Raw genomic sequence first — 26,863 nt, 5'->3', positions numbered from 1 at the left:
TACTACTTTATCCAGCTACATTAATCGCTTTTGTAACTATATAGCCATTGTAATTTACTCTAACGTAACATTTTCCAGTAAGCAGAGGTAATGCAATTGTTTTAGTATCATCTTCTACCACGTACTTTCTAATTCTACCATATTTGTCAAAAATTTCTACCGAACAATTCTGGATAGAAGCATTCACTTCAATTGATAAAACTTGACTATCCATATGAACATTAAAATCATAGACACCTACTTCTTCAGAACGTGTTAACTTAATTGCAGAAGTATTCATCTTTTCACCTGCCTTCATTTTTAAGTTGCATGCACCAATATTAGGCGTTGGATCATTTGGATTAATAGGATTACCATAAAAATCAATACGTGGTTGACTTGAAACATATTTAAAAATACCTGTTCCGGCTACTGGTAAAATTGGACCTGGTTTATTAATACCTGCATTAATAATAGAGCTACCTCCTTCTGTAATAAATCCATCTCTAGAACCATTATCAGCATTTAAAAAATTCACTTTACCTTTAATAGACTTTCGATCTTGAGAAGTAAATTTATAAGCAACATCTCCATGATAGTAGTTATTACTTATAAAAATTTCCCCTCCATTGTCTTCAATTAATACTTGTTTTGTACCAATACTCCCCTTATTGACATAAAAAAGATTATTATAAACATAAGAGTTCATGCCTTTCATATCAATAGAAGTTGCGTAGGCAGAATCCATATAAATGGTGTTGTTGTAGATGTAATTATTATCCGGTAAATGATGTCCACCAGGCGTTTTACTGTTTAACCAAATTGTATGGTTACTTGTCTTCCATTTTGGATTTTTTCTCCACCCATCGTTTACCGAAACATTATATCTATATACTGAATTCATGTTACCACCAAGAATTTCAACAAACCCTCCTTCACAATCTTCCATATAATTATATTGAATAAAGGTATTTAAGTTTTCATGGTCAATATGTACGCCATGAGAATCTAAATAACCACGAATATGTAAACACTGATTGTATTGAATAACTGTATTTACACATCTCCAAGTCCAAACGGCACTACCTCTAGCAGCCATTCTTGGATCAGAATTATCGCCAGGGTAATTAAATATATTTCCCTCAATTAAACAGTTATATGTTCTAATAGGTAAAATACAAGTACCTCCTGTATGATGAAATTCATTATTTCTGAATACAAAATTGACATTAGAATTACTTTTTTCAGTTCCAAAACCTTTTGCCGCTCCTTTATGCTTTATATGTACACCTAATCTCTGTAAATTCTCAAAATAGCAATTTTGCATAACAACATCACGAATTTGCTTTACATCTCCTTCTGCATTTCTATTGGTTAAAAACGTTATAGCAGATACCTCAAGATTATTAAATGCTTGCTCTCCTTTTTCCTTTAGAACAGGTTTGGGCGCATAAACATTCCTAAAAACTACTTTATCGAAACTAAAATCTTCCATAGTAGTTTTATTTGTATTAAAAATTAAAATGCCATAGGCATCTTGCTCTCGTGCTCCTTTTCTATTACTTTTTCTATTGTTATGCACTTCAATTTTCTCAAAGTAAATATGGTCATTATTCTGTACTAGAATTGCCTCTCTGTAATCACCACCATTTTTCTCTCCTACTTCACCCGTAATAATAGGTAAAGCACCTCTTCCATAAGACGAAATTACAATTGGTTGTTTAATGTTACCAGAACCATTAACTACAAAGTGACCATCAAACCTATCACCCTTATTAAAGAAAATAGTATCTCCAGGGTGTAATTTTGTTTTAGAAATTTTTTCTAATGATTTCCAAGGAGATGTTTTCTTACCGCTATTTTTATCACTTCCTTTTGTACTACTTAAATAATAATTTCTAGGAGCTACGTTAGCTGTAGCTGTTTTATTTGCACTTTTAATAATTAGCTCATAGTCATCCACTGCTAAAGTTCCAGACCAGTTTTGATAAACAACTAACTTGATTTGAGAATTACTTCCCGAGTTAAAAGAAACTGTTGTTGTTACCCATTCATTTTCATTTTCTGATTGAAATAAATCCGTTTTCACTAGTGTAGTAGTGTTTTTATTATCTCTAACAGCAATGTATCTTTTTAATTTGGATCTTGTTTTTAAAGTGAATTCGTACTCAGTATTAGGCAGTACTTGTATATTCTTAAGTAACTGTATATTAGCTGCTCCATTAGTTGTAGTCACTAATTTCAAGAAACCATTGGCGTTTTCTTTAACAACTTTTCCGTTGACCTCTCCTTTATAACTTTTGTTATATTGAATTTTAAAACCTGTTTCAGTTATTGAAGCATCTGATGAATAATTATTAAAATTATTTTCAAATTGTATTTTATTGGCAAAACAGTTCATTCCTAGCAAGAATAAACCAATAGTCACTGTTAAGTATCTCATCATTGTAGTATTATTAAAAAATGTTCGTGCCTCAAATATAAAGTGATATAAGTGTATTTTATAAGCTTAATAGAACAAAAACAAGTACTATTTTTACAAAAAATAAATTTCAATCAATACTACACATCAAAATACTACTTTCTTTACTAATTATTTCTAATTAAAGAAGGTGAAATACCGTATTTCTTTTTAAATTTTCTACTCATATAAGACTGGTTAGTATACCCTAACTCATCACTTAAATCACTTAAACTTTTTGATGAATGTTTAATCTGATTATATAACTCATTTAAACGGTAATCATTGTACATAGCGTTAATTGATGTTTTATATACTTCTCTAAAAACCCTGTTTAATTTAGATGGACTCATGCCGACATCTTTACAGAGTTCTGACATAATAGGTGGAGTAGATAAATCATTTATAATTTTTAATTTTAACTCGCTCATTTTTTCTAAATCATCTGGATGAATAGATTTCGTTTTTTCGTTTTTTAAAACCAATTGTTGATTTAATAACATAATGATCTCGTAGGCTCTAGACAAAAATAAACAATGAGCTTGTGCTTTATTGTCTATTACATTATAGCAATCCATTATTAATGATTCAATCTTTGAATCTAAATTTTGATAGTAATATAATGGTTGTGTACTAGAAAATAGCTCATTTAATTCAAGTCCATATCTGTTATTTTCTTCATTGAAATAATTGGATGGAAAACTAATTACAAACCACTTTACTGTATCATTTTTAGGATACATAATAGTGTATTCTTGGACAGAGTTATAAATGCTTATACCATCGTTAGTTCCTTTAGAAAATAATGAATCATAAGACCAGTCTCCCTTTAAACCAATTCTTATGGTGATAATGTTTTCATCTGATTCTAATAATTTTACATTTATAGTTCTATCAAACCTTGCTTCAATTAAACTTACACAAAACGAATTTTTATATTCAAATGCAGTTGCTTTAATAGTACCAAAAAAATTATTAACTGATAATAAAGGAGGTTGCCATGTACCATTAAACTCATTAGAAAAATCCTTATAAAGATTATACGGATAGGCTGATTTTGATTGATATTTGACCATTATGAAGTATAGTTTGCTATTATTTGTACAATATCAAACAATGATTATTTTAGTCAAAAATATTTTCATCAATAATATTAAATCATGTATTAGAATAATTATTAATACAAACCCGTACTCTATCAGAATGTTTAGTAGACTTACTTAGTTTTGAAAGCACAGATACTTTAATCTGGACAGAAGAAACTTTACCTATTGGTACTTTAGAAGTAGCTGAGTTAGACCTTGATAAGGCAGGAGAAAGTTATGTTAAAGAAACAGGTAATGATATCCCTGTTGACCTACATGTAACTAAGCCTCGTTTAGAATTTAGAGTTGAAGAAGGTTTAGAGGTTGCTGCAAATGTAAAATATGTGATTCAACTTGATATGAATGGAAGCCTCCGTTTAAATCAAAATAATAATAAGTACAACCTACAGCCACAATCTTCTGCAGAAAATAGCTATGGAATTCTTACTTTAGTTCAGGTAAATTAATTATTATTTATAATAAAAAACGCCTCATCATTTGCTATAATTTGATGAGGCGTTTTTAATGTATATTTTAAAATAAGTAATCTACAGTTGAAGAAGACATATCACACAAGTTTTTCCATGGTCCAGCATCAACAACATTAATATTCATATTTTCTTTTAAAAATTGTTTTGCTTTCAATGATGAGTCACCATTTTCACTACAAACAATTAAAGGTAAGTTCAAATTTAAAACCACATCTGGTGTAGTAATTAAGTCTTTTAAAGTAATATTTACAGCTTCAGCTAGATGTAAAGTGTCGAATTCTTTTTTTTCTCTCACATCAATTAAAGTAGCTCCTTGCTTTATTAAGTTACACAATCCGTTATCGCCCATAATATTATAATTAAATGATTTATAAGTGTACATAAAACTATTAATAATTCTTTACATTTAAATTAGTATAAATCATTGAATTAGGATGATGGAAATCACTTAAAATAAAAAAGGAAGCCTAATTCATAGACTTCCCTTTTGTTTAGAATTGAGAACAATTATTTTAATTCTAATTGTTTCGTGTTCTTATACCCTTTCCCTCTTAATGTTTCAAATTCTTTAAGCATTTGAGCTACTATTTCAGGATTTTCTTTAGCTACGTTATGTTGCTGAGACGGATCGTTCTTTAAATTATAAAGTGCTACCGTTTTAGAGTTACCTAATTCAATATTAACATGCTTATTAATTTTTGGTCCTTTATATGGAGGAATAAAAATCCAATCACCTTTTCTTAAGGATGTTCTAGTTGTTGCTTCTAAAATTAATGATTCTCTACCAACTTTTGATTTACCTAAAAATGCAGGTAATAAATCTTGTGAATCAGGACCTTTTACATCACTCCCAACTAAATCTGCGATAGAAGAGAATAAATCCATTTGACAAACTAAAGCATCAGAAGTTGCTGGTTGAATTTGTCCTTTCCAGTAGGTAATAAATGGCACGTGTGTTCCAGCTTCAAAAAGACTGTATTTACCACCTCTAAATGGACCTGCTGGTTTATGGTCACCAATTTTTTCTACTGCATCATCGTAATAACCATCGTTTAAAACTGGTCCGTTATCTGAAGAGAAAATAATTAAAGTGTTTTCTAAAATACCTTGCTCTTCTAAAGTTGCCATTAACTCACCAATACACCAATCAGCCTCTAAAATAACATCTCCTCTTGGTCCTAAACCAGATTTACCTGCAAAACGAGGATGTGGTGTTCTTGGAACGTGAGGTTGCTGCATTGTATATGTTAAAAAGAAAGGCTTTTCCGATTTAGCATTATCTTTAATGTATGTTTTTACACCGTCTAAGAAATGATCTGCCATATCAACATCACTCCAGATAGCAGACTTGCCACCTTTCATGTAGCCAATTCTAGGTATGCCATTAATAATTGATGAATTATGACCATGATGCCATTTCATTGTCGTTAATTCTGGATTTTCTTTACCAGAAGTTTGACCAGGGAAATTGTTTTTGTAATCAATTTCTATAGGATCGTTAGGGTCTAACCCTACTACATCTCCATCTTTTATATAAACAGTAGGAACTCTATCTTGAGTTGCCGCCATAATATAAGAATAGTCGTAACCTACTTCGTTAGGACCAGGAGAAATGTGTTTGTTCCAATCCTTATTTGCATCTCCTAAACCAAGGTGCCATTTACCAATAATTGCTGTTTTGTACCCAACACCTTGTAACATTTTAGGTAATGTCACTTGTGCTGTATCAATTAATAATGGAGCTGTACCAGGTAATATTCTTGCATTCTTTCTCCAAGGATATTGACCGGTTAAAATTGCATATCGTGATGGTGTACAAGTTGCAGAAGATGCATAACCGTTTGTAAAATTAACTCCACCATTTGCAAGGTTATCAATATTTGGTGTTTTAAAACTTGTAGCTCCGTTTACTCCAATATCTCCATAACCTAGATCGTCTAGGTAAACCAATACAATATTTGGTTTCTTAACTTCTTTTTTAGAAGCTGTGTCTGTGTTACTTTTTTGACATCCTAAACCTACGAATGCTAGTAAAGTTAAGAATAATAAATTTCCTTTTTTCATATTAAAAAATTAGTCGTGTAGAACTGCTATAATAATAGTTGATGTTAAAAAATAATCTTTGCTTGTTTATCAATAAATTCACTTCAATAAATATAGATCATTAAATATGTATTTAGAGATACATTTTAATGAACGGACAGATAATTTGATTGCAATATACAAACCTATTTACCAATAAAATACACACATATTGATTTAAAAGAGACACAAAATGATCAATTCTTGCCATTTTATATTTATTACTTAAAAAGTAACTCACCAGAGCATAAATCTGATATAATACTTTATATTACTACTTATATCTGCATTTATTATTTTATAAAAAAAGGTCAACCCATTTAAATGGATTGACCTCTTATTTAGTATTTCTTATTCAGACTATTTTGTCTGTTCAGTTTGTTCTTCTTCGATTGTAACAAACTCTACAAGTCTAATATCTGTTTTTCTGTTTGTTGTTACTTTTACAGTAAACTCTTTGTATTTGTTATGTAGATGAATCTCTTTTACAATTTGTAAAGGATCTTCTGTGATGATTGTTTCTTCATCAAATTCTGAACTTGTCAAATTCTTAAAATGATTAATTAGTTCATACTCTTGGTACTTGTCTTGTACAGTAAAAGATTGGATGTTGTCCACCTTTTCTGCGAAGATACCTAAAGAGAATAAAGAGATTAAAATCGTTAATACTGACTTTTTCATGAATACGTTTTTTAAATAGTTATTTTCTAAATTATATATCTACTTACGGGCCAAAATTGATTGAGTTTGTACCTGTAAACTTTCATTATCTTAATGTGAATTAATACTCACTTTAAAACATAAGAATTATCTTTTTAGCTAAATATTTGATGGTTTTTCTTAATGGATTATGTTTTTTTTATCACTTAGTTTTAAGTTTAATCAGATGATTAATTTTGATATCTTACCCTTTCCCGAAGCATCATAGTTAAAAGAAATTACTTTTTACTTAAATTGCATCCCTCAATAAAAATCAACTCAGTGGCGATAGATTATTCAAAATTAGACCTTCCTGTAAAGGAAATTATTCCTAAAGTAATTGACCTATTAAAAGAGGAACCAACAATTATAGTAAAAGCACCTCCTGGTGCAGGGAAAAGTACTTTAATACCTCTTACTTTATTAGATGAAGAGTGGTTAAAAGACAAGAAAATTTATATGCTTGAACCTCGTAGGCTTGCAGCAAAATCCATTGCTACAAGAATGAGTGAGTTACTTGGTGAAAAAGTAGGACAAACAGTTGGTTATAGAGTACGTTTTGACACAAGAGTATCTGATGAAACACGTATAGAAGTACTCACAGAAGGTATTCTTACACGTATGATTCATTCTGATAATGCTTTAGAAAATGCTGGCCTTATCATTTTTGATGAATTCCACGAAAGAAGTTTACATGCAGATGTGGCAATGGCTTTATGTAGAGAAACGCAACAAGTTTTGCGTGATGATCTTAAAATAATGGTCATGTCAGCTACTTTAGATATGCCACAACTTTCTGCAATGCTAGACAATTGCCCTATTGTTGAAAGTGAAGGTAGAATGTTTCCGGTAGCTTTAAATTATGTAGGTGATGCTGATAGATTTCTACTCCCTGAGTTAACGGCTCGTACCATTATGAATGCTGTAAAAGAACATGATGGTGATGTTCTGTGCTTTTTACCCGGACAAGGTGAGATAAAAAAATGCGAAGGTATTTTAAGAGGTCAATTAAAAGATTTTGCAATCCATCCTTTATATGGACAGTTATCACATGGAAAACAAAAAGCTGCTATTTCTCCAAATAGAGAAGGAAAACGAAAAATTGTTTTGGCTACTTCCATTGCTGAAACAAGTTTAACAATACAAGGTGTTACTATTGTAGTTGATACTGGTTTTACAAGAACACAACAATTTGATCCAAATTCTGGTTTATCACGTTTAGAAACAGTTATGGTGTCTAAAGATGCCGCAGACCAAAGAGCTGGACGTGCTGGTAGATTGGGACCCGGTGTGTGTTATAGAATGTGGAGTGCTGCAACAAATTCTAGATTAGATGAACAAAGAATTCCAGAAATTGAGCAAGCTGATTTAGCTTCTTTAGTGTTAGATATGGCACAATGGGGTATTATAAACCCTGCCGAATTATCTTGGGTTACCCCTCCTCCACGCGGGCATATTTTGCAGGCTAGAGATACACTTGAACAATTAGAAGCTCTAGAAAATAATAAAATTACTACTCATGGTAAAGCAATACATAGATTACCTTGCCATCCTAGAATTGCACATATGTTGCTATATGCTGAGGAGCATGATTTACTCGATTTAGCCACAGATTTAGCTGCAATTGTTGAAGAAAGAGACCCTTTACCAAGAGAAGCAGGAATTGATATTAATCTAAGAGTTGAGGGATTAAGAAGATATAGGGCTGAAAAACATACTGGGGGTAGGTTTAGACAAATTGAAAAAGTTGCTGAATCTTACCGAAGACTTTTTAAAATGCAACCTGAAAATGATGAAGTCGATGACTTTGAAACAGGTGTTCTTTTAGCACATGCCTACCCAGAAAGAATAGCTTGTTCTAAACCTGGTAATAATGCACAATTTCAATTAGCAAACGGTAAAATTGCAGCTGCAGGCCATAGAGATGATCTTGCAGATGAACAATGGTTAGCTGTTGCTCATATTGATGCAAGAGATGGAATGGGTAAAATATTTATGGCTTCTGCTTTAGATCCCAAAGACCTTGCTCCTATGGTAAGAGAAAAAGAAATTGTTACTTGGGATACAGAAGATGGAGGTTTAATTGCTACAAAAGATCTTAGAATTGGTAATATCGTTCTTAAATCTACACCATTACAAAATCCAGATCCATCTCATCTTATAAAAGCAATTACTGCTGCTATTAAAAAAGAAGGTAAACAACTTCTAAATTTTGATGAAGAGGTAGAACAATGGCAAGCTAGGATTATGAGTTTAAAAAAATGGAACCCTCAAGAGAATTGGCCTGATGTTTCTACAGAAACTTTATTGCTTACAAATGAGGAGTGGTTATTACCTTATTTAGATAAAATAAAACGCCCTGATGATTTAAAGAAATTAAAACTTAAAGATATTCTTCACCATAGTTTACCATGGGATAAACAAGAAGTATTAGATAAGTTAGCACCTTCTAAAATTGCAGTGCCTAGCGGTTCTCATATAAAACTTAAGTATTTACAAAATGGTAACGATCCCGTTTTGGCTGTACGCTTACAAGAATGCTTTGGCCTTTCTGAAACACCAACAGTAAATAATGGTATTCAAAAGGTGGTGTTACATTTGCTATCACCAGGTTTTAAGCCTGTACAAATAACGTCTGACCTAAATAGCTTCTGGAATAATGCTTATTTTGAAGTTAAAAAAGATCTAAAAAGAAGATACCCTAAACATAGTTGGCCAGAAGACCCTTGGACTGAAGAAGCAGTTAGAGGAGTAAAAAGAAAAAAGAGTTAGTTGTATAATAATACGTTAAGTGTACTATTTCTTGCTTTATATACAATGCTTGCGAATAAATCATTTAACTAGGTTATAATTACTTAACTTACAAAAAATATAAGATCATGGAATCAGAAATAAAGATTAATAAGCCAACGCCGATTGGTTCAGATATACAGTTTACTTCTTTTACAGAAAACTCTCCTATAAGTGCTACTATTGAAGCCCTTCAGAATGGGAAATACGTTCTTGTTGAAGAAGCGTACAAAGATGGAATGGATTTATTACATGAAATCCAAGCTAAATTAAAAAAACAATACGCAGGAGATTCTTTTAAAGAACAACGTGCCTATAGAAAGGAATATAGAGACCTATCACATAGAGTACTTATAAGAATTAAAGACCATAAATTAGCAGTAAAGAAAGCACCTTCTATTGGATGGTTAGAAAAACTTTATGCAGAAACTCCAGATTTTATCTTATCATTCCCAGAAATACAAGGACTTAATAGTGCTTGGCAATGGAATAAGAAAGGTTTGGTAGTACCCGTATTAAGAAATAAGTTACACCCATATTACGGTACCTACTTCCCTACTCGTTTTGATCACTTAGTATTATTTGACAACTGGCTAAAAAGGTATGAAGGACCTAAAAAAGCTGCTTACGATATTGGTGTAGGAAGTGGTGTTTTATCAATGCAAATGGTTAAACATGGTTTTCAAAAAGTTTTTGCAACAGATACTAATCCTAATGCAATTGTTGGTTTAAAAGAATTTATGGGTACAACAAAATTGTCTCGTAAAATTGAATTAGATTATGGTAGCTTATTTGGTAAATGGGAAAAACCACATGAATTAATTGTTTTTAATCCACCTTGGTTACCTATTAAAAGTGATGCGGATAAGAATGATACAGCAATTTATTATCCAGATAATTTATTTCCTGATTTCTTTAAAGATGCAGTAAGTCATTTATCAGAAGACGGACAACTAGTAATCATCTTTTCTAATTTAGCTGAAATAGCAGAAACTACAACAGAACATCCTATTCAGAAAGAGATTGATGAAGGTGGACGTTTTACTTTAGAATTGAAATTAACTAAGTCAGTTAAGAAAGCTTCTGATAAGACAAAACGTACTATTAATTTACGTGAATCTGAAAAAGTTGAACTTTGGGTTTTAAAGCATAAATAAGTTCAAAACACTCTATATACAAAAGGCTATCTCATTAACTTTGATATGAGATAGCCTTTTTTCTTACTATGAAATAATTACTTTGTATTAATATTTTCATTGTTCTGTCCTCTAATAACTTCAAGTAAAGTTGGATATTTAACAGTTGATTCTTTCTTATCCTTTTTTGCTTCTGATTTTTTATCAGTTTTATTTTTAGGATTAGTTACAGTTTTATCTTCCTTTTTATCCGTATCCTTTTTCTTTTCTTGAGGGACAGTTTTTTCTTTGTAATCTAAATCTCCAATTGACTCACTAAATTTTGTATAATTCAAGTTAAATAAAAGTGATATAATTGAGATTGTTAGAAGTATGTGATATCTAATCATTCTTTTGTTTTTATATTCTATGACTTATGTCACTATATAGACGAATAAAGTAGAACAATTGTCACAACAAATGTCTTAATATCTATTAATTCAATGATATACATCAATATTTTTACAAAAAAGTCTCTATTTCAGTCATGATACGCTGATAATTATAGGTTAACCGTAAATTTTTTACCGCTAATATCTACTAATTCAATTCTTTTAGTAGTTCTATTTAACACTTCAGGGACTTTAAATTTTAATTGAGCCTTTCCTCCTAAAGGATAAACTAAAGCTCTTCCATTAAAAAATACTTTATTTAAGTAATAATTTGATATACTAACCTTATCGAAATTTTGATCATTAAGAGTGAAAATCAATTGGTTTGTACTATTATATAAATTTATTTCAACTACAAAAGCCCCATAAGTTTCTGGTCCTTTATCTCTAAAACTATCAAATGATAAAGTTGTTGTTGTATTTTCTATATTGGATATCTCAATATTCGGTTTAGTGGAATAATTATGGAGTGTTCCCCAAACACCACCATGTAGTAATTGATTTGTTCCCATTACATAAAGCAATGCAATGATTGAATACGTAATTACAATCTTTTTATAATTTTTATTCTCTGTTAAAATTGATAGTTGAGTCCCATATTTCCATAAAATATTGTGTTGTAATTTTGGGTATTTATTAGTTAAATAACTATCTAAAGAATAATCTCCACTTCCAAATATTAATAAAATACCTCCTACTGTACCTAATAAGGATGCGATCTGCCACTCGTCTAAACAAGTTGGTCCTAACCAACCAGCAGTATGCATTAAACCTATTGCTAGTGATAATAAGAAACCTCCTGTAAATCTTGAAAAGAATCCGAAGAGTAATAATACCCCAACGATTAATTCTGAATAAGTAAAAATATAGGTAAACCAATTCATTTCTGTTGGATGAACAACTAGGTAACCTAAAACCTCTTTAAAAATACCATTCGCATGTGGAAAAAATGTATTTATCTTATGGCCAATCCACATAGGACTTTCCATATCGTGTTTTGCCGGGTTTAAGAACAATCTGCGTAAAACAGCAGATAAAAATAGCCAAGAAGTCACTAACCTTAATGGTAATAAAAGACCACCAACAATTTTAGTATTTTTCATAAAATTAAGTTTGATTGTAAATGTAGCCTCAAATATCCTCAATTATTCCAAACTAGAAGTAAACTATTCTTCCCCATAAAGGTGCTTTTTTTCCCATATATAAAAAAACCTCTCCTTAAAGATAAGAAGAGGCCTTGTATAATGCTTAAAGTGAATTATGCCATCGCTTCAGTTTCAGCTTTAAGTTCTTCGGCAGGTCCAAAAAATTCAAAATTAATTTGTTCTTCAGGTACCCCTAAAACAGCTAAAAGATTAATTATATTTTTCATGAATAACTTTGGTCCACAGAAATAATATTCCGCTTCTTTATAATTAGGAACATTATCTTTAATGAAAGATATATCAATAAACCCAGCTTGAACTCCTTTATCTGTAGGTTGTGGGTTGTTATAAATAAATTGATATGAAAGTTGTTCATTCTTTGTTGCTAACTCAGTTATATAAGTGTTAAACGCATGTGATAAACCATTTTTAGCAGCATGTAACCAAGTAATTTTTCTTTCTGAGTTTTCTGCAAGTAAATGATTTAACATTGATAACATTGGCGTCTGACCAACTCCTCCGCTTAATAGTACTACATCTCTTTTAGAAGCTGTATCTAATGTAAAATCACCAGCAGGAATACCTACTTCGATTACATCTCCTTCACCTATAAAATCGTGTAAATAGTTAGATCCAATACCATCAGGTTTTTGTGCATACCCTTGCTCTCTTTTCACCGAAATTCTATAATAGTCTTTTTCAGGAGAATCACTTAAAGAGTAATTTCTCATATGAGCATGTTCGTGGTCATCACCTTTTAATCTTACAGCAATGTATTGTCCTGGGATAAAAGGTAATAAACTACCTTCTTCTGGTTTTAAATAAAATGAAGTGATCTCATCACTTTCAATTACTTTTTTAGAAACAATAAAGTTTTTAAAACCAACCCAACCATTATGATTATTAATTGCATCTGTATATAAACTTCCTTCGCGTTGTGTAAATACACCAGCTAAAATACCATAAGCTTCTGTCCATGCAGCAATTATATCTTCTGTTGCCGCATCGCCCAAAATATCTTTAATTGCTTGAATTAAGTGCTTACCTACAATTGCATAATGTGCCGGCTGAATACTTAAACTAACATGTTTGTGTGCAATTCTTTCTACTGCACTTTGTAGCATTGGTAAATTATCTATATATGTTGCATAACCAAGAATAGCACCTGCCAATACCTGTGGCTGAGTTCCTTCTGCTTGATGTGCCATGTTAAAGACATTCTTAAGCTCTGGGTTTTTCTCAAACATTAACTTATAGAAATGTGTAGTAATAGCTACGCCATGTTCTTTAATTACTGGTGCTGTTGCTTTTACAATATCGATTGTTTTTTGTTCAATTTTCATCTGTCAATTTGGTTTGTGTTTGTTGTATATTATCTAGTAAGAAAATTCCTATTAAAACCGGAATAAAAACATAGGCATAACCTAATTCATGAATTGTTGAATTTCCATAAACTGCTATATATGCTGTTGCTCCTCCGGGTGGATGTAAAATATTTAAGGCAGACATTAAAAATATTGATAAACCTACAGAAGATGCAACAGCAAATTCGGGAGATAAATCAAAAAGTATTTTATAACAAGTAACCCCAACTATTGCAGAGACTAAATGCCCACAATACATATTTTTACGTTGTGCTAGTGGAGATTCTGGTGCTGCAAATAATAAAACTGATGTTGCTCCAAATGCTCCTGTAAGAAGTACAAAATCACCTTTAAAATACATTTGCAGAATGCATAAAACTCCTATACCTATAAAACTATTAAAGCCTTTTAAAGCTGCTTTTTTAATCTTCATCAATTATTTTATAGATGATAACTACCTTATTTATACCTAACCTATGAATCTTAAGATTGGTAATTCTAATTTGGTAATGCAAAGATTGTTTACAGATCAGTAGTGATAATTGTAATAAAACAGACCAAAAACTGATAAATATCAGACTTTATTATAAAAACCACTAAATCAGCAAATTAATTGATATAAAAAAAGGCCATCCCGTTACAGGATGACCTTTTCTTAGTCGTGTTCCAAATCTCAATTAAAAATTAATTATCTGTTTAATACAACTCGCTTAGTGAATTGATTATTTAAGCAATTAATCTTAATAATATAAACTCCGTTATTAAGAGTTTTATTTAATTTAAAAGAAAGCGAGCTTCCTTGTGAATTTAAATTTGTAGTAATTGTTTGAACTACTTGCCCAGCTGAATTAGCAATTACAATAGAAACAATTTGTTCATTACCTGTATCAATAGTTACTAAAGAAGTTGTAGGTGATGGGTATAAAGAAATTGAACTATTAGCTACAGGATCAATTGCAGTTACATCTCCATCAATAGGTGTTTCTTCTTCCTCTTCAACAGGAGTTTCTTCCTCTTCTTCCTCAACTGGTGTTTCCTCTTCCTCTTCAACAGGAGTTTCTTCTTCTTCCTCCTCAACTGGTGTTTCTTCCTCTTCCTCTTCTTCCATCATTTTAGATGATAATAATAAATCATCAATATCTAAAACACCATTTGTATCTCTATTAACTGCAAGCTTACCAGTAAAATCAGTTTCTGGAGTAAAAACTAAAACATCGGTATACCATTCATTTGCAGCAACTTCTGCAGTACCTGCGTTATGTCCTCTATTTTCAAAAGCAACACTATTATCAGTACTATTAAGTACTTTTAGTCCTCTCATATACTGTCCTCTAGTTCTAGCTGATAATGTATATTCAGTACCTGCTTTAAATTCAAAGTCCATAACAGTATAAATGTAAGTAGCTGCATCTCCTGTTACATTAGGAGTGTCAAATCTTAAGAAGTTATTATTGTCTTGAACTTCTGAAGTTATTGTTCTTTCAGCATCTTCTTGTTCAACTTTTACAAAATCGAAATCCGATGTTACCAATGTTTCTTCATTATATTCTGAAAAGTTATTATGGTAATCTGCATCAGTATCAATTTCAGATTCTTCTTCTAAAGGAATTTCCACTAGTTTGATATCATCAACTTCTAGAACACCATTCCATTTTCTAGTAATTACTAATTGAACTGTTATGTTTTCCTCTGCAGTAAATTCTACCATTTGTTCATGCCATTCAGCACCAACAATATCATCATTACCAGCGTTATAATTTACACTAGAGATAATTGCTTCATTTGCTTCTGTATCAAAAACTTTAAGGTCTCTATCAAACTTACCTTTTGTAATTGCTGTGTATCTATATTTTTTTCCTGCTTCTAATTGAATCTCTTCATCAACAAAAATATTTGTATTTGACTTTATTGTAGCATTTGGAGTATCAAATTTTAATACTTTATTTCCATTGTTATCAATAGCAGTTAGTGTTCTTTCTCCATCAACATTATCAATGGCAACTAATGAGAATGAATTCTCAACATTTAAATCTTCATCTGCAGTATAAGATGCAAAATTATTATGATACAATGCGTTAGGATCAAGTGGTGTTTCTTGGTTCAATGCGTCTTCAGAAGTTGTTGAAAGCATGATATCATCAATATCTAAAGTACCATAGTATAATCTTAAAACAGATACTTGTGCAGTAAAATCTGTTTCTGGAGTAAATACTAAAGTATGTTGATACCATTCGTTACTTAATGTTGCATCATTAGTTGCATTGTATTCTGCTGACTGAAACATAACACCATTATTCTTTTCCAAGATTCTTATATCTCTTCTAAATGGACCTCTCGTTTTTATTTGTAATGTATATTCAATACCAGCTTTCACTTGTATATCTTGAGATACACTTACTAAAGTGTTAGCAGAAGCAGCAGCATCTACAATTTGTAATTGTAAAAACTGGTTATCGTCTTGTTGATCAACTACTGTAGATAAAGTTCTTGTAAGTTCAGGTAATTGAAAAACATCTAATTTAAAATCACCATCAATTAAACTTTCATTTTCAGAATAAGAAGTGAAATCATTTTGATAAATGTAGAAAACAGGTTCTTCTACTGGATTCTCTTCTTCCTCTTCCTCTTCTTCTTCTTCTGTAGCTTCTTGATTATCTACTAATAATATATCATCAATATCTAGCATTGAATTCCATCCTCTAAACATTGCTACAATACCAATAAAATCAGCATCAGGTGTAAACTCTAATGAATGTTCATACCACTCTGCACGAAGCGTTTCATCGTTTCTAGCATTGTAATTAGCCTCTGAAAATGCAGGTCCATTTGTTGTTGTATCGATAATTCTTAAACCTCTAGAAAATGGCCCTCTTGCTTTTGCAGTTAAAGTATATGTTACTCCTGCTTTAAAAGTTATTTCTTCTGTAGATCTAATATTTGTATTTTTAGAAGTAGTTGCTCCAGGAGTGTCAAAAGAGATGTACTTATTTCCATCTTCTTCACCAATAACTAGAGTTACATCTTGTTCGTCTGCTAGATCTTGGAGTTCTTGTAATATGAATTCACCTTGGTCAATCATATTTTCTTGAGCAGTATAAGCATCAAAGTTATTTTGAAATACTGTGTTTTGAGCAAATGCTATAGAACAAAAAGATAGCAAGAAAGCTGTTAATAATTTCTTCATAAGACGTGTATAGTTAAAAAATTGAGTAGAACATTAATACATTTTTTAGATTGGAGTGTTCCAAATAGTATCCAATAGTTTATTAAATAGAGTAGCTGTATTAATTACACTTCAAATGTATTAGGTAATGTAGTCTAGATAGGTTTCTTCAAGTTAATAGATTGTTTCTTTTAGTAAAAAACCGCATTTATAGATCAAAATCAATGATTTTTCATTTAAAATAGTTTTCTATTATTTATATATCACGTTGAATATTTTTGTTATAGAATTGGATTAGATCATTAAATGAGAAATAAAAATTAAGTTTATTACAAAATAGATGACTATATATTTTTAATATTTTCATTTATTTATAATTTCGCACATTGTTATCAAATTATGCTGTTTCTTTCCCATGCTCCTAGAAAAATTAAAACGTTCTCAGAAAGAGAATGCTCATCAAAATAAATGGATGGTCTATCCAACTTTAGTATATGATATTACTCGTATACATACTCCATTAGCTACAGATAAATTTACGGTTTGTATTCAAAATATAGATGATGAAATTATTTTAGAATCTGGTGGATGTGGAATTACCGATATTGACATGTCTAAATTTGAGAAGGGAATCTATAACATATATGTAGAATATACAGACGGTCAATATTATTGCAGGGTATTAAAAAGGTAAGACAGTAGAAAGTGATGAATAACATTACACACACCTTATAACACTATGAAATAATGTATTATTTTAAGAATTTATTGATCAATAATTAGCGTTTACAAATATTTTCAATTTTATTTGTGATAGTAAATCAAATACCTGATTTTTTTATAACTACCCTAACCTACTTATTAAATGAAAACTTTATCATTATCAATTTCTATAATTCTAACTAGTCTAGTTATTAATGCACAAGGCTTGAACATTCAAGATATGCATGCAAATAATTCTGATAAAACTACTTATGAACTTTTTAAAGAAAGAAAAGAAGCAAAAAAAGAACGTAAGGCTGAAAAGCAAGAACAAAGAAAATCTTTAAATGAAAACAACAACCCTAGAATTGTTGTTAAAGACGAAGAGGATTTATAATAGTCACTTATAAAAAATAGCCCCATTACTTATATAAATAATGGGGCTATTTTTTTATACTTTATTTAATGATTCTTCGATATCCCAAATGATATCTTCTGAATTTTCTACACCAATTGAAAGTCTAACCAGACTTGAAGTAATTCCAAACTCTTCTCTTTCTTTTGGATCAACCCCAATGTGAGTCATACTAGCAGGGTGTTGAGCAAGACTTTCTGTACTGCCCAAGCTTACTGCAAGTTTCATTAGTTTTAAACCGTTTAAGAATTTAAATGCTTCTTTCTCACCTCCTTTAATATCAAAAGATACCATTGCACCCGGAGAAGAATATTGCTTTTTATACAACTTATAATCTTTTGTGTCTTTTGGTATTAATCCTAAGTAATGAACTTTATCAACTTTAGGGTGTTCATTTAAAAATTTAGCAACTTTCTTAGCATTACGCATTTGTTTCTCCATTCTTACTTTTAATGTCTCTAAAGATCTTAAAAGTAACCATGCAGTATGTGGGCCTACCATGTTACCTAAAAAAGTACGCAGTGTTTTAACTCTCTGCATTACTTCCTTATTTCCGAGAACTGCACCAGCAATCAAATCACTGTGTCCGCCTATATATTTTGTAGCAGAATACATTACTAAATCAGCACCTAATTCTAAAGGATTAGACCATAATGGTCCCATGTATGTATTATCTACAGCAACGTGAACTTTCTTCTTTTTAGAAGAAAACTTTTTTGCCACTTTTACACAAGCACCAATATCAAACAAATCGTTAGTTGGATTTGCTGGAGATTCTAAATAGATTAACGATAAACGATCTGCTTTACCGCTATCTTTTATCATTTTTATTAAATCTTTCTTAGTATGATGTGGTCTAAACGCAATACTTGTAACGCCAATTTTCTTTAAAAGATCATGAATAAAATGATCTGTACCACCATACGTTGGTGCACTATATAATATTAAATCACCTGGAGCTGAGAATTCTAATAAAACAGAACTAATTGCACTCATTCCACTCTCAAATACAGCACAATCTTCCGATTTATCCCATAAACAAAGTCGATCTTCTAGAATCTCTAAATTTGGGTTGTTAATTCTACTATATATAAGACCAAGGTTTTCATTTTCGCCTTTTTCTCTTAAACCATAAGCTACTTCAAAAAATGCTTTACCCTCTTCTGCAGTTTTAAATACAAATGTTGATGTTTGGAAAATAGGTGGCTTTACAGCTCCCTCAGAAAGCTCTGGTTTATAACCATGAGTCATCATTAAACTTTCTGGATGGTATTTATGTGGCATTTTATTTTTTTAGTTAGATGTTAATTAAGTACTTATTAATAAGCGACATTATAATAAAGTACTTATGAGTATATATGTTTAAATATGAATATGCTTTGATTATTTTAGAATTGCTAATAAAAATTATTCTTACCTTCATAAAATGTTTATACCTATTAGACTCATATTAGTTGCTTATTAAACATTACAATACTTATAAGTACTAATTATTATTTATGATACAGTTTTAAAATACACATTCCAAAAATTGTATTGCATAAATATTTATTTGAAAATTTAGTTTTTCAAGAATATACTTACATAATAAAAAAGTAGCGATCAGCTCATTTTAAAACTATTCTTACAGTTTTATGTGTAAGTATTACAAAAAAAAGATATTTATAATAATAACAAGTAATCAATTAATTACTCAAGAAATTGTTTTCATAAATAACAGATAATCCGAATATTATAACAATATAAGTATGTATTTCAAATCAAAAATATTGAATTATAATTTATGATGATTAAACATTATTTTTCTAACTTTAAGTTTATTCTTTTAATAAAATAAAAAATATTATAACTTTATATTATCAAAACTTTTAAAGTATATATTTTAAAAGTGATATTTATGCAGAACATGATTAATAAAATTATTTTCAGTCTACATAAATAATGTAATAACACGTTAGTTATCTAACAACTTATTACATTCTCCTATTTATTTAGGGCAACTATTAAAAAGTATTTTTCTTTAACAGTGAATTACTTTTATGAAGAAGTACTTACTTAGGGAATCCATGAAATAGGATATCCCCCAATTAATAATGAGGCCCCTCTCTATTTTTTTAAAATATTGAGGGGTATTATTATGTCCAAAATTTAATTTTCAAACCACTTTGAATAAGAAATTGCAGTATTTAAACTTTCTTATATAACAATTATAACAACATGTAGATTGTTACAGGTAATATTTGTGTATCTATGAAAAATGATACAAATTGAAGTATCAATAAAGAAAATAAGAACGAAAAAACATTTATAATTTTCGTTTAAAAAATATTAGTTGGAAGTTTGTTTGTTAGTTTAGTTTATAGAGAAAAAGACCCATGTTTTACATAGGTCTTTTTTTATTTTACATTAATATTATTTTTAAATACATCTAATATACAGAATATAACCTCATCACAACTTTAAGTTTTTAAAATTACCTATTCCTAATAAAAATATGATTTATGAGTTTTATAAATGACTACTTCTTCATTTATCACATGTAAATAGGAGGATTTAAATTATATGATAGTACAATTTTAATAAAAGCGTAAAACTTACACAAATCACTTGATTATATAAATAATTATAATGTAATTGAAGTATCAATAAAGAAAACAAAAACGAAATAACTTAATTGTAATTCGTTATATAATATTAGTTGGAAGTTTGTTTGTTAGTTTAGTTTATAAGAAAAAGACCAGTGATATTCATTGGTCTTTTTTTGTTATTTCTGTTTTTTTATTTTTTGAAGATAAAGTTGTTCTACTTTTTCCCTAGCCCAAGGTGTTCTTCTTAAAAACTTTAAACTTGATTTAAGAGATGGATCATTACTAAAACAATTAATTCTTATTCTATGTGAAAGCTGATCCCATCCATAATAATCAACTAAATATTCTAACATATCAGCTAGTTTAACTCCATGAAGTGGGTTATTTGGCTGTTTCTGATTCTTATCTTCCATACCACAAAGGTATTAATTCTATTTTTCAAGACCATCTTTATTATTTTTTATTGTCAGAATAGTTGCAGAAATTGTCATAATTCTAAACAACTACACTCTATATGAAAACTACACTATTGTTACTACTCTTTTTTATCAGTTTAAATGTGGCAGGTCAAGGAAAAATAAACTCGATAGAAAAAGATGTTAAAACCAAAAAGTCATCTCCCTCTCCTAGTACGCAAAATGGTGATGGTAAAGAATACGATGATGAGACAATGAATATTCTCTATACAATTTTCAGATATTTAATAATTGGTGCACCTCAGGATTTTCAAATTAATAGATACGGCAGTCCAATAAAATTACAAAGATACCCGTACATGCAAAAAGGATACGGTAGATATACACGAAATAAGGAATTAGCTACTCGTTTTTCTTCTATTATAGAATTTAATGGTTTTTACGAATCCAAGAACCTATATGGTTTAAACTCTCATTTTACATTCTATTTTATTCCTAAAATTAGTTTAGATGTTGAAGGTAGCTTTTATAGAGAAGAAGTTTCTGAAAACCAACATAGTGATTTAGGTTTAATTCATATAAATGCTACTTATCATCGGTTTGCTTTTACGGGTTTAGACACATGGTTTGGAGCAGGTTATTCAAGGCTTTTCTTAGGTGATGGTTATAATGGTGGTAATTTTAATGTTGGCACAGAAATATTCTTCATTAAACCAATTAGCGTTTATACTAACTGGTACTTTGGATCTTTTGATACTACTGAATTTTATGAAGGGAATATAGACTTGAAATGGTATGTTAATCGAATGTCTGTAAAATTAGGATATCGTTTTCTAAAAATTGGTACTACTACAATAAAAGGCCCCGAAGTAGGATTAGGAATTACTTTATAAAAAAAAGGCTACCAAACTCAAAATTTGATAGCCTAATTAAACTATTGATACGAATTATAATTTACCTGACATAGAGTAAGGTGCACTGTCTTTTGCAGTACCCCATTCTTTGTTTGGCTTATTACCCATTTCAAAAACAAGTTCACCACCTGCCATAATTTGTTCGTGCGTTAAATATGTTTTGTTAAATGATTTTCCATTTAATGTAGCAGATTGGATATAAACATTCTCATCAGAATTATTGTTTGCTACAACAGTAAATGTTTTACCATTTTCTAATGCCATTGTCGCTTTTCCAAATTCTGGAGATCCAATAGCATATTCATTTGTACCAGGAGCAACTGGATACATTCCTAAAGCAGAAAATACATACCAAGCAGAAGTCTGACCATTGTCTTCATCTCCACATAAGCCATCTGGTGTTGGGCTATATAAATCTTTTAATACTTTACGAGCCCACTTTTGAGCTTTCCATGGTTGACCTGCATAATCATATAAATAAATAGCATGTTGGATTGGTTGGTTACCATGTGCATATTGACCAGTACCGTATTTTTCATCCGCAACTTTCATTTCAGTAATTTCATGGATTTCAAATCCATAATAATCATGATTTGCAATAGATGGTGTTGTAAATATTGAATCTAGTTTTAAACCAAATGCTTTTTTACCACCCATTAACCTTGCTAAACCAGCTGGGTCATGAAAAACTGACCAAGTGTAATGCCAAGAAGAACCTTCTGTAAAAGCTCCACCCCATGCTTCTGGAATAAATGGTGTTTGCCAAGATCCATCTTTCATTTTAGCACGCATAAAGTTTGTGCTTGGGTCGAATACATTTTTATAATTGTTTGCTCTTTTAGCAAATAGATCAATTTCTGCTTGAGGCTTACCTAATGCTTCAGCTAATTTCATGATACAATAATCATCATAAGCATACTCTAATGTTCTAGCCGTGTTTTCATGTATACCAACATCGTAAGGAATATACCCTAAGTTGTTATAATAATCTACACCCATTCGACCAACTGAACCTAGAGGACCGTGATTTTTTGTATTTTTAATAATAGCAGCATACAAAGTTTCCACATCGTATCCTCTAATTCCTTTTAAATAAGAATCTGCAATTAATGATGCCGAGTTAGAACCAATCATACAATCTCTATGACCTGGTGAAGCCCATTCTGGTAACCAACCACTTTCGTTATATGTATTCACTAAACCGCTCATAATATTGCTATTTAATTCTGGATACATCACTGTAAAGAAAGGGAAAACAGCTCTAAAGGTATCCCAGAACCCATTATCAGTAAACATATAACCATCTAATACTTCTCCATTATAAGGTGAGTAATGTATTAATTTATTGTCAACATCATACTCATAAAACTTACGAGGGAACAATAAAGTACGGTACATTGAAGTATAGAAATTTTGCATACTTCTTTCAGAACCACCTTCAACTTTTAAACGGTTAAATTGCTCATTCCAAGTATATTGTGCTTCATTCTTAACTTCATCAAAAGATTTGTCCCCAATCTCTCTTGAAAGATTAATCTCTGCTTGTTCATGAGAAATAAATGATGATGCAACTCTTGCTGTAATTACCTCACCTTCTTTTGTATTAAACTTAACATATCCAGCTGTTCTGTCCGCTTTCAACTCTTTATTAGCAGTAGCTTCTTTTCCATTCCAAGTACCTTGAGTTGTAAATTCTTTATCAAACTGAATAACATAATAGTTAGCAAAGTTTTTTGGAACACCTCCATGATTGTTTGTTACATAACCAATAATCTTTTTTTCTTCTGGTATAATCTTTACAAAAGAACCTTGGTTGTAACCATCTACTAAAACTATTGCATCTTTAGTTTTTGGGAACGTAAATTGAAAAATTGCACCTCTAGTTGTTGGAGCTACTTCTGCTTTTGTATTATAAGTTTCTAAATTAACGCTATAATAATGAGGTTTTGCAACTTCGTTATCATGTGAATATTTAGATTGTCTGTCTTTTTCATTAAACTTAACTTCACCAGTCATAGGGAAAATTGAAAATGCAGCATAATCATTTATCCACGGACTAGGTTGGTGTGTTTGTTTAATACCATTTATACTATCTTTTTGGTACATATACGCCCAACCATCACCATTATTATTTGTTTGAGGCGTCCAAAAATTCATTCCCCAAGGTGTGGCTACAGCAGGATATGTATTCCCTGTAGATAATCTAAAATCTGATAATGAACCAACTTGTGTACTAACGTACTTTGTGTAGTCGGTTAATACTTTTTTCTCTTCTTTTTGCGTACAGGCAAATAATATAGAAGTGACAAAAGTGATTAATAAGTAATTTTTAAATTTCATTTGATATAATATAGGATAGTAATTAATTCTCTTATTGAAGTGTTGAAACTGGTAAATCACCTTCTTTAGCTCCAAATGCTTTATTTGGCTTAGGCCCCATTTCAAAAGTTAGAATACCACCTTCAGAAATTTGATCTTGCGTGATATAACTTTTTGTAATTTCTTTTCCGTTTAATGATAAAGATTGAACGTATTTATTTTTATTAGAATTATTCTTTGCAACAACAATAAATGTTCTTCCATTTCCTAAATCCATGCTTACTCTATCAAAAATTGGAGAACCGATAATGTATTTTTTATCACCAGGACAAACTGGATAAAAGCCCATTGCAGAGAATATGTACCATGCCGACATTTGACCACAATCTTCGTTGTTAATCATACCGTCAGGCTTATCTGAATACATTTCTGCCATTAATTTCCTAACCATTGCTTGCGTTTTCCACGCTTCACCAACATAATTATATAAATATGGATTAGCATGTCCTGGCTCGTCTCCATGAGCGTAACTACCTACAAAACCAGATATATCTGCATGTTCTTCACCTTTCATATCTAATTCAACCCTAAATAAATGATCTAACTCTGCAGCAAATGCTTCTTTTCCACCTTTTAATTCAATTAAATCACTTACTGCGTGAGGAACAAAGTAATCGTATGCCCATTTATTTCCAGAAATCCAATGATCTTGTAATGGTTCCCATTGGTCCATTACTATATCAGCAAACCATTCTCCATTAGCTTTTTTAGGCCAAAACATTTTCCTTTCAGGGTTATAAATATTTCTGAAATTATTCGCACGTTTCATGTAATAATCATACTTTTTTATATCTCCTATTTCTTTAGCTAATTGAGCAATAACCCAATCCTCGTAAGCATACTCTAAAGTTTTTGAAATATTTTTAGGAATATGAGCAGGAACATAACCCAATTTAATATATTCATCTAGTCCACCATCGCCATCAGAACTCGACACTTTATTAAAGTGTGCAATATCATCCATTGCAGCAAATGCTTCTTTTTTATTAATATCAGCACCCTTCTGAATAGCATCATAAATAACTGGTACAGATGGATAACCAATCATACAAGTATTGTCAACACCGCAAAGTTCCCATAATGGTAAATGCTCTCCAGCATCTTTATGACGTGCTATTAAAGACTTACTAAAATCTTGAGAATACTGTGGAGTTAAAAAGCTAATTAAAGGCTTAGTAGCTCTAAAAGTATCCCAAGTAGAAAAACTAGAATAGTTTGTAAAACCCTCTGCCTTAAATTGTCTACCTAAAGCAACATATTTACCATCTATGTCCATTGATAAATTGGGTGCTATAAAATTATGATAAACACCAGTGTAGAAAATTCTACGTTGTTCTTTTGTTCCTCCTTCTACTTTAAATTTGGATAAGATTCCATTCCATTCATTCTGTGCATTTAATTGTGCTAACGCAAAAGAATTGTCTTTTTCAGAACGTAAATTCATTAATGCACTATTGGCACTTACTGCAGAAATACCAACTTTAACTTCTATACTTTCTCCTGCTCTAGTTCTAAATGTTGCAAAACCTTTAACGTCTTTATCAATTACTTTTAAATGTTTAGAAAAATTACCTGCTTTAGTAATTTTAAAAGAATCATATGGCTTAGAAAATTCTGCAGAAAAATAAACATACCTCTTTCCTCCCCAACCTTCACTTAAGCAATAACCACTAATTTCTGTTGCCGAAGTTGTTTCAATCTTTGTTTCTAACACTTTACCAAAGATGATATTTGTTGGGTCAAAAATAATATTTGCCTTTTCAGTTTCAGGGAATACATATTTATGAAAACCTACACGTTTACCAGCTGTAAGTTCAGCCGTTACATTATAATCTTCTAAGTAAACTTTATAAAAACCTGCTTCTGCTTTTTCTGTTTCATGAGAAAACCTAGATCTCCAACCAGTGTCAGGTTTATCTTTTTCTCCTGCCGTTACCTGTAATTCTCCAACAGTGGGCATTACTAAAATATCACCTAAATCAGACCAGCCTGTACCACTTAAATGTGTATGACTAAAACCTTTTAATGTAGAATCTGAATAATGATACCCTGAACACCAATTCCATCCTTTTGTATCTGTATCAGGACTTAATTGTATCATAGAAAATGGTATTGTTGCACCCGGAAAAGTATGCACGATTCCGCCAGTTCCTATAAATGGATCTACATTGTTAATTGGTTTTTCTTTGATAATTGGTTTATCGTCTGATTTACAAGAAGTAAACAGAGAGATAATTAGAATTAATTGTAGTAATAAAAGGCTATTCCTCTTCATTTCAAAGTATGATTATTGGTAATATTGTCACTTGAAAAACGCACATTTACGCACAAACAAGCACTTACTTGCAAGATATTGGTGATTTTATTAAAAACAAAGCTAGAAATTACTCATTTTTATGGGTTAAGAATTATTAAGTTTAATAAGTATCTTTTGTTTAAATAAGTAGAATATTTATGATGATCTATCTCATGATTTTCAGAAATAGTTTATTTTAATAACACTTTTTAATCTTTAAATAATACCGTGAACTTGATTCATTTTCTTTGATTCACACAATATTAACATCATAACTTTAGTAGAAATCCAATTTAACTAAATACAAATAGAAAGTGTTTGAATAAT

20 protein-coding genes are annotated in these 26,863 nt (G+C 30.6%); 6 read left to right on the top strand and 14 right to left on the bottom strand.

Translation table 11 applies throughout. From position 1 onward, the window contains the following. Positions 1–7 precede the first annotated feature (7 nt). Positions 8–2,425, bottom strand: a complete 2,418-nt coding sequence (locus KM029_RS20035) for a right-handed parallel beta-helix repeat-containing protein (protein ID WP_144076627.1) — start codon at positions 2,423–2,425, stop codon at positions 8–10. Positions 2,426–2,568: 143 nt separating this feature from the next. Next, the gene (locus KM029_RS20030) at positions 2,569–3,516 is read right to left on the bottom strand and encodes a helix-turn-helix domain-containing protein (protein WP_144076626.1); all 948 of its coding nucleotides are present in this window, start codon (positions 3,514–3,516) and stop codon (positions 2,569–2,571) included. Between the two features lie 104 nt (positions 3,517–3,620). On the opposite strand from KM029_RS20030, the gene KM029_RS27060 reads away from it, so the two are divergent. Continuing rightward, complete coding sequence (locus tag KM029_RS27060) at positions 3,621–3,992, top strand: DUF4382 domain-containing protein (protein ID WP_144076625.1); 372 nt, start codon at positions 3,621–3,623, stop codon at positions 3,990–3,992. A gap of 67 nt (positions 3,993–4,059) precedes the next feature. Here KM029_RS27060 and KM029_RS20020 read toward each other — a convergent pair whose 3' ends face one another. The 3 genes from KM029_RS20020 to KM029_RS20010 all read right to left on the bottom strand — a co-directional run bounded on the left by KM029_RS20020 (position 4,060) and on the right by KM029_RS20010 (position 6,779). Then, the gene (locus KM029_RS20020; RefSeq protein ID WP_144076624.1) at positions 4,060–4,398 is read right to left on the bottom strand and encodes a rhodanese-like domain-containing protein; all 339 of its coding nucleotides are present in this window, start codon (positions 4,396–4,398) and stop codon (positions 4,060–4,062) included. A gap of 125 nt (positions 4,399–4,523) precedes the next feature. Continuing rightward, a complete protein-coding gene (locus KM029_RS20015) occupies positions 4,524–6,080 on the bottom strand; it encodes a sulfatase-like hydrolase/transferase (RefSeq protein WP_144076623.1) in 1,557 nt (518 codons plus the stop codon). Between the two features lie 378 nt (positions 6,081–6,458). Next, complete coding sequence (locus KM029_RS20010; protein ID WP_144076622.1) at positions 6,459–6,779, bottom strand: hypothetical protein; 321 nt, start codon at positions 6,777–6,779, stop codon at positions 6,459–6,461. A gap of 300 nt (positions 6,780–7,079) precedes the next feature. On the opposite strand from KM029_RS20010, the gene hrpB reads away from it, so the two are divergent. Both hrpB and KM029_RS20000 read left to right on the top strand, forming a co-directional pair. Next, positions 7,080–9,569: an ATP-dependent helicase HrpB gene (hrpB, locus tag KM029_RS20005; RefSeq protein ID WP_144076621.1), complete on the top strand. Its 2,490-nt coding sequence runs from the start codon at positions 7,080–7,082 to the stop codon at positions 9,567–9,569. A 107-nt stretch (positions 9,570–9,676) separates the two neighbouring features. Next, positions 9,677–10,744, top strand: a complete 1,068-nt coding sequence (locus KM029_RS20000) for a methyltransferase (RefSeq protein ID WP_144076620.1) — start codon at positions 9,677–9,679, stop codon at positions 10,742–10,744. A gap of 77 nt (positions 10,745–10,821) precedes the next feature. Here KM029_RS20000 and KM029_RS19995 read toward each other — a convergent pair whose 3' ends face one another. The 5 genes from KM029_RS19995 to KM029_RS19975 form a co-directional block, all read right to left on the bottom strand. Further along, positions 10,822–11,112, bottom strand: a complete 291-nt coding sequence (locus tag KM029_RS19995; protein WP_215586370.1) for a hypothetical protein — start codon at positions 11,110–11,112, stop codon at positions 10,822–10,824. Positions 11,113–11,264: 152 nt separating this feature from the next. After that, positions 11,265–12,257 carry a TQO small subunit DoxD gene (locus KM029_RS19990; RefSeq protein ID WP_144076618.1) on the bottom strand — a complete coding sequence of 331 codons (993 nt, stop codon included), beginning with the start codon at positions 12,255–12,257 and terminating at the stop codon, positions 11,265–11,267. A gap of 155 nt (positions 12,258–12,412) precedes the next feature. Further along, positions 12,413–13,642 carry an NO-inducible flavohemoprotein gene (gene hmpA, locus KM029_RS19985; RefSeq protein ID WP_144076617.1) on the bottom strand — a complete coding sequence of 410 codons (1,230 nt, stop codon included), beginning with the start codon at positions 13,640–13,642 and terminating at the stop codon, positions 12,413–12,415. Next, entirely contained in the window at positions 13,632–14,096 is a 465-nt protein-coding gene (locus KM029_RS19980; RefSeq protein WP_144076616.1) for an HPP family protein, read from the bottom strand. Before KM029_RS19980 ends, hmpA begins: the two co-directional genes overlap by 11 nt. A gap of 255 nt (positions 14,097–14,351) precedes the next feature. Continuing rightward, positions 14,352–16,847, bottom strand: a complete 2,496-nt coding sequence (locus tag KM029_RS19975; RefSeq protein WP_144076615.1) for a T9SS type A sorting domain-containing protein — start codon at positions 16,845–16,847, stop codon at positions 14,352–14,354. Between the two features lie 394 nt (positions 16,848–17,241). Here KM029_RS19975 and KM029_RS19970 point away from each other — a divergent pair, with 394 nt between their 5' ends. After that, positions 17,242–17,520: a hypothetical protein gene (locus KM029_RS19970; protein ID WP_144076614.1), complete on the top strand. Its 279-nt coding sequence runs from the start codon at positions 17,242–17,244 to the stop codon at positions 17,518–17,520. Positions 17,521–17,691: 171 nt separating this feature from the next. Continuing rightward, positions 17,692–17,925, top strand: coding sequence for a hypothetical protein (locus tag KM029_RS19965; protein WP_144076613.1), 234 nt, complete (start codon positions 17,692–17,694; stop codon positions 17,923–17,925). Positions 17,926–17,979: 54 nt separating this feature from the next. Here the strand turns inward: KM029_RS19965 and KM029_RS19960 are convergent, their stop codons facing one another. Both KM029_RS19960 and KM029_RS19955 read right to left on the bottom strand, forming a co-directional pair. Beyond that, positions 17,980–19,227, bottom strand: coding sequence for a cystathionine gamma-synthase family protein (locus tag KM029_RS19960; protein ID WP_144076612.1), 1,248 nt, complete (start codon positions 19,225–19,227; stop codon positions 17,980–17,982). Between the two features lie 1,480 nt (positions 19,228–20,707). Further along, positions 20,708–20,944, bottom strand: a complete 237-nt coding sequence (locus KM029_RS19955) for a VF530 family protein (protein ID WP_144076611.1) — start codon at positions 20,942–20,944, stop codon at positions 20,708–20,710. 101 nt (positions 20,945–21,045) lie between these two features. On the opposite strand from KM029_RS19955, the gene KM029_RS19950 reads away from it, so the two are divergent. Further along, positions 21,046–21,840: a hypothetical protein gene (locus tag KM029_RS19950; RefSeq protein ID WP_144076610.1), complete on the top strand. Its 795-nt coding sequence runs from the start codon at positions 21,046–21,048 to the stop codon at positions 21,838–21,840. 54 nt (positions 21,841–21,894) lie between these two features. Here KM029_RS19950 and KM029_RS19945 read toward each other — a convergent pair whose 3' ends face one another. Continuing rightward, complete coding sequence (locus KM029_RS19945) at positions 21,895–24,201, bottom strand: GH92 family glycosyl hydrolase (RefSeq protein ID WP_144076609.1); 2,307 nt, start codon at positions 24,199–24,201, stop codon at positions 21,895–21,897. Between the two features lie 31 nt (positions 24,202–24,232). Beyond that, positions 24,233–26,515, bottom strand: coding sequence for a GH92 family glycosyl hydrolase (locus KM029_RS19940; RefSeq protein ID WP_144076608.1), 2,283 nt, complete (start codon positions 26,513–26,515; stop codon positions 24,233–24,235). Positions 26,516–26,863 lie beyond the last annotated feature (348 nt).

This window comes from Flammeovirga kamogawensis (assembly GCF_018736065.1).
In the GTDB taxonomy this organism is placed as follows: Bacteria; Bacteroidota; Bacteroidia; order Cytophagales; family Flammeovirgaceae; genus Flammeovirga; species Flammeovirga kamogawensis.
The sequence above is the reverse complement of the archived record's forward strand: the minus strand, read 5'-3'. Positions and strand labels throughout refer to the sequence as shown.

Coding starts and splice junctions, on each gene's coding strand:
- KM029_RS20030 (WP_144076626.1), bottom strand. CDS start 3,516: ATGGTCAAATATCAATCAAAATCAGCCTATCCGTATAATCTTTATAAG.
- KM029_RS20010 (WP_144076622.1), bottom strand. CDS start 6,779: ATGAAAAAGTCAGTATTAACGATTTTAATCTCTTTATTCTCTTTAGGT.
- hmpA (WP_144076617.1), bottom strand. CDS start 13,642: ATGAAAATTGAACAAAAAACAATCGATATTGTAAAAGCAACAGCACCA.
- KM029_RS19965 (WP_144076613.1), top strand. CDS start 17,692: ATGAAAACTTTATCATTATCAATTTCTATAATTCTAACTAGTCTAGTT.
- KM029_RS19990 (WP_144076618.1), bottom strand. CDS start 12,257: ATGAAAAATACTAAAATTGTTGGTGGTCTTTTATTACCATTAAGGTTA.
- KM029_RS20035 (WP_144076627.1), bottom strand. CDS start 2,425: ATGATGAGATACTTAACAGTGACTATTGGTTTATTCTTGCTAGGAATG.
- KM029_RS19955 (WP_144076611.1), bottom strand. CDS start 20,944: ATGGAAGATAAGAATCAGAAACAGCCAAATAACCCACTTCATGGAGTT.
- KM029_RS19940 (WP_144076608.1), bottom strand. CDS start 26,515: ATGAAGAGGAATAGCCTTTTATTACTACAATTAATTCTAATTATCTCT.
- KM029_RS20015 (WP_144076623.1), bottom strand. CDS start 6,080: ATGAAAAAAGGAAATTTATTATTCTTAACTTTACTAGCATTCGTAGGT.
- KM029_RS19945 (WP_144076609.1), bottom strand. CDS start 24,201: ATGAAATTTAAAAATTACTTATTAATCACTTTTGTCACTTCTATATTA.
- KM029_RS19970 (WP_144076614.1), top strand. CDS start 17,242: ATGCTCCTAGAAAAATTAAAACGTTCTCAGAAAGAGAATGCTCATCAA.
- KM029_RS19995 (WP_215586370.1), bottom strand. CDS start 11,112: ATGATTAGATATCACATACTTCTAACAATCTCAATTATATCACTTTTA.
- KM029_RS20000 (WP_144076620.1), top strand. CDS start 9,677: ATGGAATCAGAAATAAAGATTAATAAGCCAACGCCGATTGGTTCAGAT.
- KM029_RS19980 (WP_144076616.1), bottom strand. CDS start 14,096: ATGAAGATTAAAAAAGCAGCTTTAAAAGGCTTTAATAGTTTTATAGGT.
- KM029_RS19950 (WP_144076610.1), top strand. CDS start 21,046: ATGAAAACTACACTATTGTTACTACTCTTTTTTATCAGTTTAAATGTG.
- KM029_RS19975 (WP_144076615.1), bottom strand. CDS start 16,847: ATGAAGAAATTATTAACAGCTTTCTTGCTATCTTTTTGTTCTATAGCA.
- KM029_RS20020 (WP_144076624.1), bottom strand. CDS start 4,398: ATGTACACTTATAAATCATTTAATTATAATATTATGGGCGATAACGGA.
- KM029_RS19960 (WP_144076612.1), bottom strand. CDS start 19,227: ATGCCACATAAATACCATCCAGAAAGTTTAATGATGACTCATGGTTAT.